The following is a 14,926-nucleotide window of genomic DNA, read 5'->3' on the forward strand; positions in this document are numbered from 1 at the left end:
AAAATTGAGTAATGTAGTTATTATAGACTCGGTTCGCACCGCTATAGGGAAATTAGGGGGAGCATTGGAAAATGTTCCTGCCGATTTCCTGGCAGCTGCTGTCCTTGATGAAGTGATCAAGAGAGCGGATATTCCTAAAGAGAGTATTGATGAAGTGATCATGGGACAAGCCAAACAAAGTTCAGACGCGTCGAATTTGGCAAGAGTTGCATCACTCCGGGCAGGATTTCCTGTGGAAGTACCAGGTTATACCGTACACAGACAATGCGGATCCGGCATCCAGGCAATCAATTCTGCCAGTCAACAAATACAAAGCGGATTAGGAGATGTAATCATTGCAGGCGGAGCGGAATCAATGAGCACGGCCCCATACTATATGAGAAATATCCGTTTTGGATTGAAATCAGGGAATGGACAGTTATTGGATCCGAATACGGAAAGCCAGCCAGGATCACAGCCCATTGAAGATTACGGAATGTTAACTATGGGAATGACAGCAGAAAATCTGGCTGAAAAATATTCCATTTCAAGGACTGAACAAGATGAATTTGCTTTAAGGAGCCAAGAAAATGCAAGACGGGCAATTTCTACTGAAATATTCACGAAAGAGATCGTTCCCTATCAAATCAAAACGAAAAAAGGAGTAATGGAATTTAATGCGGATGAGCACCCAAGAGAAACCAGTCTGGAAAAGTTGGCTTTTTTAAAACCGGTTTTCAAGAAAAATGGAACGGTGACCGCTGGAAATAGCAGTGGAAGAAATGATGGTGCATCCGCTCTGATACTAATGTCGGAAGAAGCGGCAAAAAGGCATGGTAAAAAGCCGAAAGCAAGAGTGATCGCTCAAGCGGCAGCAGGCGTATCTCCGAACTTCATGGGGCTGGGGCCTGTCAACTCTACCTTGAAAGCGCTTCAAATGTCAGGACTGAAACTGGATGATATTGATTTAATAGAACTGAACGAGGCCTTTTCTGCACAAGCTTTGGCAGTTATCAAAGAATTGAAGCTTGATATGAATAAGGTGAATCCTAACGGCGGTGCCATTGCCATGGGGCATCCAATTGGTGCCACTGGTGCAATTTTAGCAACCAAATTGATACATGAGTTAGAAAGAACCGGAAAAAGATATGGGCTAGTCACACTATGTATAGCAGGTGGATTAGGAATCAGTACCATCATTGAAAATCAACAAATATAAAAACTTTAAAAAAATTGGGAGGAAGTATTATGAAGAATCAAAAAGTAATCGACGTTTATAATGGATTGGTAGTTAAATTCAAGGAATTAGTTAGTGAATATGAAATAGATCATAATGACTATCAAGCTCTTGTTGATTGGATGGATCAATTAGGCAGGGCTGGGGAAATTCCGTTATTTATGGATGTTTTCTTTGAAACGCATGCACTTCAGGAAATGTATAAAAGCGTAAAAGGAACGGAACCTACTATTCTAGGACCATATTACATTGAAAATACGCCAGTCGTTCAAAATCCCGGAATGCTGCCACAACGAGAAAATGAACCAGGTGACGCCCTTTACTTTTCAGGATCTGTTAAAGATGTTAATGGAAATCCGTTGGAAAATACCAAAATCGATATGTGGCAGGCTGATGCAAATGGTGAATACTCCTATTTCGCTGAAGGTATTCCAAATGATAATTTACGTGGTGTTTTTTATACGGATGCGAATGGTAATTTTGAAATAAAAACAGTTGTACCGGGTAATTATTCGATTCCGACAGATGGACCTTCCGGACAATTCTTAAAGTGGATCGATCATCATGCATTTCGTCCAGCACATTTACACCTCCTGTTCCAACCGGAAAATGGCGATAGATTAGTAACGCAAATATATTTCGAGGGCGATGAATATTTAGAAAATGATGTTGCACAAGGTGTTCGCGGAAGCTTAATTACGAAGTTAGAAAAACATTCAGGTGCAGAAAAAGGATTGAAAAATGATTATTATACGGCTCATTTAGATTTTGAACTTAGATTGCAAGATAAACCTGTTTTCAATAAAGCTGTTGTAAAAAACTAATCTTCGCTAAGAATATGAAAGCAAAGAATCTAGAAAAAAAGGGTAGTTTCCTTAGTAAATATATCTTTTAAACGAAAGTGTCTAAGTGGGTAATGAAAATAAAAAAGATGGTTTGTTGAACAATTCCAATCTTCATTATCTGATTTTTTGAAAACTTTCCGAGTTCCTATTTTGGAACTCGGAAAAATAAATTCGTAACGGATATTGTTAAAATGATGGGAGGCGGAAAATGCGTAGTGTAATCGCTTCGGATATCATTGCTGTCAGTAAATTTAACCGCTTTCATTTACTTGTTTTTCTTTGGTGTTTTTATGCCATAGCTTTCGACGGGTATGAAATAGCGATGTATGGTGTGGGTTTGCCTTGGATGATGGAAGAGTGGGACTTAACTTCGATTCAGGCTGGGGCAGTCGGCAGTTATTCCTTATTCGGCATGATGATTGGCGCCTTGATTTTAGCACCGATCGCAGATAAACACGGCCGGAAGAATGTTCTCGTCATTTGTATGATTTTGTTCAGCGTATTTACCTTGGGGGCAGGGATTGCACCCAACCTCACATGGTTTACCGTCATGCGTTTCATAGCGGCAATAGGCATGGGAGCTTTGATGCCGAATGTTATATCGCTAATGACTGAATATTCCCCAAAACAAAATCGGGCCATCATTGTAGCTGCGATGTATTGTGGCTATTCAATCGGCGGAATCCTGGCATCGTTAGTGGGAATGTATATCATTCCTTATACGGATTGGCGTGTATTATACTTTATTGGGATTTTGCCATTACTTACACTTCCAATATTCATGAAGCAGTTTCCTGAATCCCTTTCCTACTATCTAGCAAAAAAGGAATTTGGAAAGGTTGTTGAAATCCTTAATAAGGTCAAACCAGAAGGGGATTTTAAAGAAACTGACGATTTCAGGCTTAGTGAAGCTGAACAGAGGGGGAAAGGATCCCCAGTTAAAAAACTATTCACGAATAAACGGGCATTCAGCACGATTTCCATATGGATGGCTGTGTTCTTTACATTGATGATGGCTTATGGATTAAATACATGGCTTCCAAAAATGATGCAGGATGCAGGATTCAGTATCACCTCAAGCCTTTCATTTAACCTGGTTTTATGCCTTGGTCAAATAGGAGGCTCATTAATCGGCGGTTATTATGCGGGGAAAATTGGGCATCGCAAAATACTTGTTACACTATTCTTATTAGGGGCCGGTACCTTTGTCGCATTGAGCGCTACGACTAATACAATTGGAGTATATTTACTGATTTTTATGGGGGGGGCATGTACTGTTGGTGCCATGAACTTAGCCAATCCGTATATCACAGAATATTACCCCCGTGAAATTCGTACGACGGGAATGGGCTATTCGCAAGCTATAGGCAGGATTGGTTCCATTCTCGCTCCTACTTTAATTGCCTTTCTTCTATCAACAGGCATGGATCCGAAGGTGGCTTTTGCTACATTTGCCCTGCCAAGTATCATCGCAGCGGTCGGTTATATTCTGGTCCAAGAAAAACATGGATCTTTTGACAGGGTAGTCAAGGAGGACACTGAAGAGGTAGAATCAGAGAAGACTGTAACTATCTGAAGAAATGATTCACAATTCGAAAAATAATCCCCTTGGTTGTTTATCTTTGCAACAAGGGGATCTGTTGTCAATGTTCCTAGGGGCTGCTCTTGAAAATATGAAACTCAGGTTGTAAGTAATGGAAGGAAACATAGTAGCATTTATAAAATTTCAAAAAAGGTTTAGTAGAACGATATACTAATTTGGGCATTAGGTTAAGGGGGAAAAATATTGAGCTCAGAATTAAAGGCAATAATAGAAGATCGCACATCGGAACCGGTAACTGACAAATCGAAAAAAAGAAAACAGAAAACTGTTCGATGGTTCATCTTATTTCTAATTGCTTTGGTCACCTGTATTAATTACATCGACCGTGCCATCATTTCGCTTGCGGCTCCGAATATTCAAGCCGATTTACATATTGATCCGGCTATGATGGGAATCATATTTTCCGTATTTGGCTGGAGCTATACCTTCTCCATGCTATTCAGCGGATACTTTCTTGATAGATTCGGTCCTAGGAAGGTATACACGGTTTCCCTCATTTTATGGTCAGTATTTACATTCATGGTAGGAACCGCGAAAAATATAACGTCACTTATTACATATCGCATAGGACTGGGTGCCTTTGAATCTCCCTCCATACCTACTAATGCATGGTGTGTATCCGAGTGGTTTCCTAAAAAGGAACGTGCTACTGCGGTAGGGATTTATACGGGTACCCAATATATTGGGTTAGCCTTCCTGACTCCAGTTTTTACTTGGATCATCATAACATTTGGATGGAATTACCTTTTTTATATCGCCGGAATCATTGGGATTCTTATTGGATTTGTTTGGTATGGATTCTATCGGAACCCTAGGGAGCATAAGCGGATTTCTCAAGAAGAGCTAAATTATATCAAAGAAGGCGGAGGAATGATCGGGACTGAAGAGAAGCATCCTTTCTCATGGAAACGAATAGGGCAACTGCTTAAACACCGTCAAATTTGGGGAATGTTCATCGGGCAATTTTCGATTCAAACTACTTTGTTTTTCTTCATGACTTGGTTTCCATCCTATTTGATTGATGAAAAGGGAATGACGATGTTAAAAACCGGAATTTATGCGAGTATCCCTTACATTGTTGCCATATTAGGAACCCTGATTGGCGGCCGATGTTCCGATTGGATGCTGACTCGCGGTGTATCAACAGGATTGGCACGCAAACTTCCCATTATTGTCGGGTTGTTATTGTCTTGTTTGATTCTGGGGGGGAATTATACGGATTCACCAAACATAGTCATCACCTTTATGGCGATAGCATTCTTTGGACAGGGGATGGCATCAACAGTTACCGGTGCCCTTTTAGCAGATATTGCGCCGAAAGGAATGGTAGGCCTAACGGGCTCATCACTATATTTCGTAGCTAACATTGGCGGGGCTTTATCTCCGTTAATCGTCGGTTTAATCATTAGTGCGACACATTCTTATGCAGCGGCGCTAACCTTCATATCCGTAGTGGCCCTAATTGGCGCTTTTGCTTATATCTTTCTTATCGGAAAAGTCCAGCGGATAGAAATCACAATGAAAAAATAAATGGAGAAAGGCGGAATTACATTGAAACTAAGTTTATGCACGACAGGATTTAAAGAATGGGACATAGAGGAAATAATAAATTGGCTGCTTCCTTTGCAAGCGGATGTTAAAGGACTTGAATTATGGAATAAGCATATAGAGCGATTTCAGGAGAAGCACGGACCACTGGACAAATTAGCCAAATTACTTGAAACCAATGATCTACAAATACCTTCCATAAGTGGATATACGACTTTTTCGAAACTATGGAACCAAAAAGAACATCAAAACGAAATCAATCAAGCAAGAAAATTGTTAGATATGGCTCATCAATTAAACTGCCCATTAATACGGACATTCGCAGGCCATATTGCATCAAGGAATGCCTCACCAGAGCAATGGTCGGAAACGGCTACCGAATTAAATAAATTAGGGCAAATGGCAGATCTCTATGGAGTGGATGTAGCAATAGAAATTCACTATGACTCTTTTGCCGATAACCTCGAAGCCATTCATAAGCTTTTAGAAGATATCAACCATCCACGGATAAAACTGATTTTCGATGGTGCTAACTTATACGTTGATCAATTGAATCCGAAGGAGGTATTGGAATCCATCTTCCCCCATGTCAGCCATGTACATTTAAAAAATTATCACTACAATCATGAAGAGCGTTATAAAAACAAACCAGCACCCATTTTTAGTGGGGACGTTGACAATCTTCGTTTACTTGAAGAATTGAGAAAGCGAAATTATACTGGCTTTGTTTCTCTCGAGTATTTCGGTCAGGAAGGAATGCCTAACTTGCTTGCCTCATTGGAACAATGGAAACAACAACTGACATATTGATTCTTTTGGGTATTTTAGATGAAGATCGATGGTGGGAATCCAACTTTTATTTAAATGGTTCTGGACGATTCCGAATTCTCTATGGAAAGAACCGCGACAAATGGATTTAAAAAGGATTCCACCGGTACATGGGAGCTGCATAATTGACAGCTCTTATGATGCTAAAATAATTGAACAATTGAAGTATTTAGTGAAAGCTGCCGTATTTGGTGGCTTTTCATTAAAATTGTAAAATGGTTGTGTGCGACGCTATCAACTATATGGACCGAGAGAACTTGGTGTGGCAGGTTCCACTCTTCAGCAAGAATTAGGGCTAACTGCAACACAGTTGGGTTGTTATTCTCAGCTTTCGATTTTATTTTTAACAAAATTGTGGTGAAAAGGGATTGAGTTAAATTATCATGCATTATCGGGCAATGAGAAATAAGATAAATGTGTAAAGTTATAGTGAATTTGGTTAAATATTAAAACAATAAATAGCTTTCTTATTGGCAATAACTTCAACATGGCAGTAGCCTCTTCTGTAATCCAAGATGAATATATTAAATTTAAAATTTATGTTTGGTGCCCTTATTAGCAAGGCTCAAGATTGTAAAAATAATAAACTGTTTCCTATCTAGGGATGTAAGCGTTTTATTTGAGCGCCATAAATTAATTATAAAATCACCGGGAAATTTGATCCATTATAATAAGATCCTTACTCAATTAATTGATTAGATTTAGTTCAAGAGCGTTATGACCCCAAAATGAGTATATAGGATCATCCAGCAGAAGGGAAGACTGCAGGTTTTTAAAAAGGAAAATCTTAAGGAGGATTAACTATGTGCAATCCATTGAAGGTAGAAAATGAAAATGTAACTATATCCATTAAACATAGGAAACCATCTCGTGCTAGATTTATGATTCTTTCCCTTTTGTTTTTTGGAACTGCAATAAACTATCTTGACCGTACAAACATGGCAGTAGCCGCTTCTGCTATTCAAGATGATCTGGGGTTAGATCCAGCTATGTTAGGGCTAATTCTTTCTGCCTTTGGTTGGACATACGCGTTCATGCAAGTTCCCGGAGGATGGCTAACCGATCGTTTTGGCCCTCGGGTGGTATATGGCATATCTCTTTTATTGTTTTCACTTTTTACTCTTCTACAAGGGTTTGCCAAAAACTTCGGGACCTTATTCGGACTGCGCCTTGGCCTTGGATTTGCAGAATCACCTGCCTTTCCTGCAAACAGCCGTATTGTCGCCTCTTGGTTTCCACAACGTGAACGCGCACTAGCTACTGGTGTTTACACAGCAGGTGAATATGTAGGGTTAGCAATCGCAACTCCTTTTCTATTTTGGCTATTGTCCTCTTTCGGCTGGCATTCAATCTTTATCGTGACAGGTATAATTGGATTGATTTTTGCTTTAGTTTGGTACAAGTTTTACAAGGATCCGAAGGACAGTAAGTATATTAACAAGGAAGAAATGGATTATATACGTGAAGGAGGCGGACTAGCCGATAGCGCTGGTCAAGGTCAAAAAATTAATTGGACAAAGGCACGGCATCTTTTTAAGCATCGTCAATTCTGGGGAATCTATATTGGACAGTTTGCCGTTGCATCAACTCTTTACTTCTTTCTCACGTGGTTTCCAAGCTATCTTGTTCAAGAAAAAGGGATTACTTTGCTAAAAGCTGGCTTTATTGGTTCTATTCCATACATTGCTGCAGGGATTGGTGTGCTTGTAGGTGGTTTTTGGTCAGATAAAATGGTAAAACGTGGAGTATCCGTTGGTGTTGCACGTAAAACCCCCATTATCCTTGGATTGTTGGGTGCTTGTACAATTATACTGGCCAACTATACAACGTCTATTGCTTTGGTTATCGCGGTTATGTCGTTTGCATTCTTTTCCCAAGGAATGTCAGCCATAACATGGACTCTAGTTTCAGATATGGCTCCAAAAGAGCTAGTCGGCTTAGCTGGCGGGATATTTAATTTTGCAGGAAACTTATCAGCAATTGTTACGCCTATCGTCATTGGAATAATTTTGAGCGCAACTAATTCATTCAATGGGGCCATTGTTTTCGTAGGTGTAGTTGCCTTAATTGGAGCTTTATCATACATCTTCATTGTAGGCGATGTTAAAAGGATTGAAATATCGGATAATGAATAAATGCCATTTTTACAGTGAAAAAGAGATGTTAAAAGCTCATGACAGATCTCCATGGGTGGTAAATTATACTTCATAGGAAATTGTTATGAGTCTTTTTAATATTCAATATTTACATAGGAAGAAAGATAATTATTTTGGAGATTGTTCTACAATTCCTTATATCTTGCCTTATTATGCGGAAAAGGAATTTCCGAGATGGGAGGTATAGCATTGTTGCTACTGTTCGTAAAAGTACACATTTACGAACAGCTCATTTTTTTATAAGCATTAGGCAGGAATTAAAATGCTTTTTTAAATTTCGGGGTACCATCTTGTTCTTTCTGCGATGGTATATAATTTCCATTTTCGAGTGTTAAAAGTAAGGAAATTTCCATTTTCAGTTAGAGATAAAGTGCATTTAAAAATAAGAATTATCCCACCGTCGATATGATTTGCTGGTTACTAAAATTTTTATACCAAGTTCCTTTCGGATAGGCGATGACAACGCACTTATCATGGCATCTTCCATTACAACGTGTGCGAGTTGTGTGAATGGTGTCGTCTACCTGTCGGTCTGAGATTTCTTTACGAATTGCTTGAGTCAGTTCCTCTGATCCGACCTCAGTACAGCTGCTACCATTACAAATGAGTACATGATGCTTCGTATTACTTAAATTCCATGTGGCCATATTTAATTTTCCCTCCAGTTAAATCGTAATAATTACGATTTAAAATCAATTATTGTCTCATTTTTAACTTTCTAAACGACTAAATTCACTAAATTACCGAGTAAGCATTTTCAGTAGAGCTATATCCTGAAAGGATGTTTTTACCAACTGGAGTTTTGATGCCTAAAAGTAAACCTTTTTGTATTAACTCCCGAAAGGCGATTCTAAACATCTTAATCTTTCTTATATCCTTAAGGTCTTCCTGTAAACTAGAAACGATTATGCAATCGAGTAGGGGATGAGTCTACCTTTCGCTTTTAATTCCTTTTTCAGGTCAAGCGTAATTTTCAACTAATATCAGGGGTTGCTTCACTTTTTCCACCTTCTATTTATTTGCCAATTGGATTTCTCCTTTATCATATAAATATTGTATGATTGCAAAAAGCGTAGTCATTACGATTTGAATGATGTTATTTTACCCCTTTTTTAAGCCATGTGCAAATACTAAAACGTTCAGCAAAAGTTAATGTTCCAAGGACATGCTATTTTCTCTGAATTTTTGAGTGTTTTCTGTAGGTAGCAGTGATCTAATCCATCCCCAAGAAACACTAGAATATTGTTTACCTTTAAATCTTTTGTATGGAAGGGATGCCATAATAATTGATATACCCTTTATTCGATAAATGGAGCCAGGCATTGTTCTTAAGAAGTCTTCTTGTTAATAGGGTGAAGGTAGGGAGCAGGGATGGCACCATTGTACATCATTCTTACTTTGTTCTTTACTTTATTTACTATATGAGCAGGATCCCCCATCATCACAGTCGAACACCATAGAGTATGAAGTAGTATGATGAGAAGTATGAAGAGAAGCTGAATAGGAGGGTGAATATGCAGAATCATGAGCTGGAACAAGTCATAAAAAATGCGGACAGGGCAATAAATAATGAAGATTTCGATCATTTAATGGAGTTCTATTCAGAGGATGCGACTTTAGTTGTCAAACCTGGAACAGTCGCAAAAGGGAAAGAGGAAATTCGCCGGGCATTCATTGCTATCGCTGAATACTTTAATCATAGTTTAATCGTCAATCAAGAAAAGATGGCAGTAATCGAAACAGGTGATACGGCATTGGTTGTGGCACAAGTCAAGCTAAGTGCCAATCAAAAGGACGATTCCGAATTCTCGATGGAAAGAACCGGACTCCACGGGTACATGGCGCTGTATAATCGACAACTCTTATGGTGCTGAAATAATTAAGAATTGAAGTAATTAGCTGCCGTAAATGGTGGCTTTTTATTTTTTCAAGAATAATCTTCTAGGAACAATTGACGACTCACCCCTTTCAGACTTGAAGTTCGATGCGGCAAGTGGCAGAATAATAATTTTTCCGATTGTGCCCATTAATAACAAAAACTACAATAAAAGCATTGATGTACGACAAAACAAGAAGACGATATCCTTAAGATATCGCCCTCTCATCATTACCACGGGTTAATAATCCTCAATGGTCGCTTATTTTAAAGCTGATAAACTTCTGCTCCATCATTTCCTGCATCGCATATTTGACGCCTTCCCGGCCAACACCGCTGTCCTTCCAGCCGCCATAAGGCATATTATCAATTCGGTAAGTTGGGATATCATTGATTACGACTCCACCTGTTTCCAAGCGTTCCGCCGCATAAAAAGCTCGTTCTATACTCGGAGTCATCACTCCTGAGTTCAAGCCGTAACGCGAATCATTTGCATCATTGATGGCATCATCCAGCGTATCGAAAGGGAAAATGCAGACAATCGGACCAAATACTTCGAAACGAAATACCTTTGAGTCACGATTTACATTGGTTAAAACGGTAGGCAATAGTACATTGCCTTCCACTGTACCGCCGCACTCAATTTTTGCTCCTTCCTGTACTGCCTCATCAATCCAACTTTGTAACCGCTCCAATGATTTTTTTGAAATCACCGCTGTGATATTTGTATTTTCCTCCAGAGGTGAACCGATGACAAGCTGTTTTGTGGTACTGACGAAACGATCTAAAAATTGTTGGTATAGTGATTTGTGGACATAAATTCGTTGAATCGAGATGCACACCTGCCCATTATTCGTAAATGAACCCATTACACTTCTTTGAATAATTTGATCGATGTCGACTCCTTCATCAATGATGAAAGGGGAATTGGACCCGAGTTCAAGTGTAAGCTTACGGAAGCCTGCCTGCTGCTGGATAAGGTGTCCGACCTCTACACTGCCTGTGAAAGTCACTTTTTTTACATGTGGATGGGTCGTCAAGGCTTCGCTTAAAACATCGCCTTTGCCAGGTATGATGTTCAATACTCCATCTGGCAACCCGGCTTCTTTAAAAATATCGGCAAGAACCAGTGCGCTCAATGGGGTTTGTTCGGCAGGTTTTAACACAATCGAATTTCCAGCGGCAATAGCTGGACCCACTTTATGGGCAACCAGATTAAAGGGAAAGTTAAATGGGGTAATCGCGGTAACGACGCCAATCGGGGTGCGAACCGTGAAGCCAAAACGGTTTACCCCACCGACTGCCGCATCCATCGGGATTTGTTCTCCATAATTGTTCTTTGACGCTTCTGCAGCGAAACGATAGGTCTGAACCGTACGATTCATTTCTTCACGAGCATTTCGAATCGTTTTCGCCGCCTCCAGAGAAATGATTCTTGCAAGTTCTTCACTGCGTTCTTCCATGATTGCTGCAGCTTTAAATAAAATTTCTGCTCGTGCATGAGCCGGGTAGGATCGGTATTTCTGAAAAGCAGCATTTGCCTCTACAATCGCTTCAATGGCATCCGCTGGTTCAGCCTGTCCGATTTGTGCAATTTCTTCGTTTGAATGGGGATTATATAATGGCTCATAGGATTTAGCCTCCCGCCATTTACCACCGATCCACAATTGCCACTTTTTCTTCATCTGAAATCCCTCCAATAATATCTGCTTCTATAATTTACAAATATAATCACCTAGTGTTTTCGAGAGCTTTACATTTTCCGAATAATCGACATCCACATCAATCAAGACAATTTCCTGACTCGAAAGCGCTTCTTCTAATGCAGGTAACAATTCATCGGAGTGGGTTACTTTCACTCCTTTAACCCCAAAACTTTTTGCGAACCCTAAAAAGTCCGGATCTGTAAATTCAATGGCATTCGTACGATCAAATTTATTCAATTGCTTCCATTCAATTAGGCCGTATTTTGAATCATGGAAAATGACTATCACGAAGGCAAGACCTAGACGTTTTGCCGTTGCCAATTCAACTCCATTCATCAGGAATCCACCATCCCCTGTAACCGCAATGACAGGTTTATCAGGCTTTGCCAATTTGGCTGCAATTGCGCCGGGAATGGCAATTCCCATCGATGCAAAGCCATTAGAAATGATCGTTTGATTAGGGATTTCCGGCTGATACATCCGAGCAATCCATAATTTATGGGCACCCACATCCGAAATGACAATGGCATTACCCTTTTCCGCCCTTTTCAAATCGGCAATAATTCGCTGAGGGATGATTGGGCTTCCTGATACATCATCCGAAGAATGAAATTTTTCAATGATTTGGGACCTTAACCTTTTCACTTCTGGCCAAAGTTCTTTTTTTGCTACACCAGTCGTCAAGGCTTCAAGTGCCTCGCTAACATTCCCGACCAATTCTGCTTGAACGGGGTAATAGGCATCAATCTCGGCCGGCCGGGCATCAATATGAACAATCGGGTTCATTGCCTCATCGTTCCAATACTTTGGCAAATACTCGACGAAATCATAGCCGACGGTGATAATAAGATCGGCCAAATCAAATCCGCATAGAACATAATCCCTTGCTTGCATCCCTACTGTAAAAAGGGACAATGGATGGTCGGAAGGTAAAACTCCTTTAGCCATGAACGAATTCACAACGGGAATTTGCATCTCTTCTGTAAATTTCCGCAAAACCCCAGAAGCTCCATCGCGGATCACGCCATTACCAGCTAGAATGATAGGCTTTTTAGCGCGATTTATTAATTCGACTGCTTTTTTGATTTCTTCCTCGGCTGGGCGGGATCTAGGCATTGGTGTAACCGGAAGAGGTTCCCCTTCTGTATCCATCATCGCCACATCTTCCGGAAGTTCTATATGGACAGCTCCCGGCTTTTCAATGACAGCCGTTTTAAATGCTTTACGGATAATTTCCGGAATCGTATGCGGCACCTTAATTTGTTGATTCCATTTCGTTACTTCCTCAAAAACGCCAATAATGTCCACATATTGATGCGACTCTTTATGAATGCGATCAAGGCCAGCCTGACCTGTAATCGCCACAACAGGGGAATAATCCAGATAAGCACTTCCTATCCCTGTCAATAAATTGGTTGCACCCGGTCCCAATGTGCCCAAGCATACGCCTGGCTTTCCAGTTAGCCGGCCATAGATGTCTGCCATAAAAGCTGCAGCTTGTTCATGATGAACCAAGATAAATTCAATATCAGAGCTTATTAGAGAATCAATAAGATCCGTATTTTCCTCACCAGGTATCCCAAAAATAAACTGAACCCCTTCATTCTCTAAACATCTTACAAACAAATCAGATGCCTTCAAATTATTCCCTCCTCGACCATTTCAATTTCTTTCCTTATATGTTGGCTTTGCCCCCTAGAAATTATGTACTTGCGTGTATGAAAAACCATTTTGAGCATTTGCGGCTCTAAACTAGGAGGGGGAATATGGAAGTCGGATGGGTTTCGTGAAAAAAAATTTCTGCAGTTTGATAAAAAGTGCTTAAGCATGGTATAAGTGTAAAGGAAGCAGGGACATTCTGCTTTTTAATTTTGGGATAAGGGGTTATCCTGGTAACCCATAATGAAAGGATTGGAATTTGAATATGATAGATAATTTTTGGCGTGATCTACCACGACCTTTTTTTATACTGGCACCAATGGAAGATGTGACCGATGTTGTTTTTCGCCATGTAGTGAGTGAAGCAGCCAGACCAGATGTGTTTTTTACAGAGTTTACAAACACGGAGAGTTATTGTCACCCAGAGGGCATCCGCAGTGTACGTGGGCGTTTGACTTTTACAGAGGATGAACAACCAATTGTAGCCCATATATGGGGGGATAAGCCTGAATACTTTCGGCAAATGAGCATAGGTATGGCGGAAATGGGCTTTCGGGGTGTGGATATCAATATGGGCTGTCCTGTACCTAATGTGACACAGAATGGGAAGGGAAGTGGCCTTATCCGTCGTCCAGAAGTTGCAGCAGAATTAATACAAGCAGCAAAAGCAGGAGGATTGCCCGTAAGTGTAAAGACGAGGCTTGGTTTCACGGATGTGGACGAATGGCACGACTGGCTAACACACATATTGAAACAAGACATTGTTAATCTTTCCATTCATCTGCGTACAAGAAATGAAATGAGTAAAGTAGATGCTCATTGGGAACTAATCCCGGAGATTAAGAAACTTCGTGATCAGGTGGCACCAGATACGCTCTTGACGATCAATGGGGATATCCCTGACCGTCAAACTGGCTTAAAGCTTGCTCATCAATACGGTATTGATGGTGTTATGATTGGGCGTGGTATTTTCAATAATCCATTTGCCTTTGAAAAAGAACCGAAGGATCATAGTAGTAAGGAATTGCTTGATCTTTTAAGGTTGCATCTGGATCTCCATGATAAATATTCAAAATTAGAGCTACGTTCATTCAAGGCTCTTCATCGCTTTTTTAAGATATATGTCCGTGGGTTTCGAGGGGCAAGTGAATTAAGAAATCAATTAATGAACACAGAGTCAACAGATGAAGCGCGTGCATTGCTCGAAAACTTTGGGTCAAAGAATCTTGATGGAATGGGGGAACAGTAGAAGTGTCCCCATTCAAGGTAAAAGCGTAGTAGGACGCTAAAAGGCTCTTTTTACAATTGAATAATGTGAAGGTGGTATTGAACCGCACTCACTCCTGCCAATTTTTTCTTTCTATGTTCGTTATTATAGTAATCTATATTAGATTTTGGAATTGCCAATATAAAGAACGTAAACGGGGAAAATCATTATTTATTCAATATTTTGGATATACAAGAAAAAAGTGGCTACCTAAGGCTCGAA

At 40.1% G+C, this 14,926-nt stretch carries 9 protein-coding genes and 2 pseudogenes; 8 read left to right on the forward strand and 3 right to left on the reverse strand.

What is annotated here, in order from left to right; all coding sequences use genetic code 11:
• Positions 1–4: 4 nt before the first annotated feature.
• The 6 genes from J7I96_RS10130 (at position 5) to J7I96_RS10155 (ending at position 8,175) form a co-directional block, all read left to right on the forward strand.
• A complete protein-coding gene (locus J7I96_RS10130; protein ID WP_214923918.1) occupies positions 5–1,198 on the forward strand; it encodes a thiolase family protein in 1,194 nt (397 codons plus the stop codon).
• Between the two features lie 29 nt (positions 1,199–1,227).
• Complete coding sequence (locus J7I96_RS10135; protein ID WP_214923915.1) at positions 1,228–2,040, forward strand: dioxygenase family protein; 813 nt, start codon at positions 1,228–1,230, stop codon at positions 2,038–2,040.
• A gap of 229 nt (positions 2,041–2,269) precedes the next feature.
• Positions 2,270–3,637, forward strand: coding sequence for an MFS transporter (locus tag J7I96_RS10140; protein ID WP_214923913.1), 1,368 nt, complete (start codon positions 2,270–2,272; stop codon positions 3,635–3,637).
• 210 nt (positions 3,638–3,847) lie between these two features.
• Positions 3,848–5,194 carry an MFS transporter gene (locus J7I96_RS10145; RefSeq protein WP_214923911.1) on the forward strand — a complete coding sequence of 449 codons (1,347 nt, stop codon included), beginning with the start codon at positions 3,848–3,850 and terminating at the stop codon, positions 5,192–5,194.
• A gap of 21 nt (positions 5,195–5,215) precedes the next feature.
• On the forward strand, positions 5,216–6,022 hold the full coding sequence (locus J7I96_RS10150; RefSeq protein ID WP_214767535.1) for a sugar phosphate isomerase/epimerase family protein: 807 nt from the start codon (positions 5,216–5,218) through the stop codon (positions 6,020–6,022).
• Positions 6,023–6,855: 833 nt separating this feature from the next.
• On the forward strand, positions 6,856–8,175 hold the full coding sequence (locus J7I96_RS10155; RefSeq protein ID WP_396020088.1) for an MFS transporter: 1,320 nt from the start codon (positions 6,856–6,858) through the stop codon (positions 8,173–8,175).
• A gap of 434 nt (positions 8,176–8,609) precedes the next feature.
• Here the strand turns inward: J7I96_RS10155 and J7I96_RS10160 are convergent.
• Positions 8,610–8,843 (reverse strand): annotated as a pseudogene (locus J7I96_RS10160) ((2Fe-2S) ferredoxin domain-containing protein); the annotation flags it as partial.
• A gap of 867 nt (positions 8,844–9,710) precedes the next feature.
• Between J7I96_RS10160 and J7I96_RS10165 the strand changes: the two are divergent.
• Positions 9,711–10,086, forward strand: a pseudogene (locus J7I96_RS10165) (YybH family protein).
• Positions 10,087–10,323: 237 nt separating this feature from the next.
• Here J7I96_RS10165 and J7I96_RS10170 read toward each other — a convergent pair.
• A complete protein-coding gene (locus tag J7I96_RS10170; RefSeq protein WP_048687700.1) occupies positions 10,324–11,757 on the reverse strand; it encodes an aldehyde dehydrogenase family protein in 1,434 nt (477 codons plus the stop codon).
• A gap of 27 nt (positions 11,758–11,784) precedes the next feature.
• On the reverse strand, positions 11,785–13,419 hold the full coding sequence (locus J7I96_RS10175; RefSeq protein ID WP_214923909.1) for an acetolactate synthase large subunit: 1,635 nt from the start codon (positions 13,417–13,419) through the stop codon (positions 11,785–11,787).
• Between the two features lie 283 nt (positions 13,420–13,702).
• On the opposite strand from J7I96_RS10175, the gene J7I96_RS10180 reads away from it, so the two are divergent.
• On the forward strand, positions 13,703–14,686 hold the full coding sequence (locus J7I96_RS10180) for a tRNA dihydrouridine synthase (protein ID WP_214923907.1): 984 nt from the start codon (positions 13,703–13,705) through the stop codon (positions 14,684–14,686).
• The last annotated feature ends 240 nt before the right edge of the window (positions 14,687–14,926 follow it).

This window comes from Bacillus sp. ISL-78 (genome assembly GCF_018613455.1).
Taxonomy (GTDB): domain Bacteria; phylum Bacillota; class Bacilli; order Bacillales; family DSM-1321; genus Peribacillus; species Peribacillus frigoritolerans.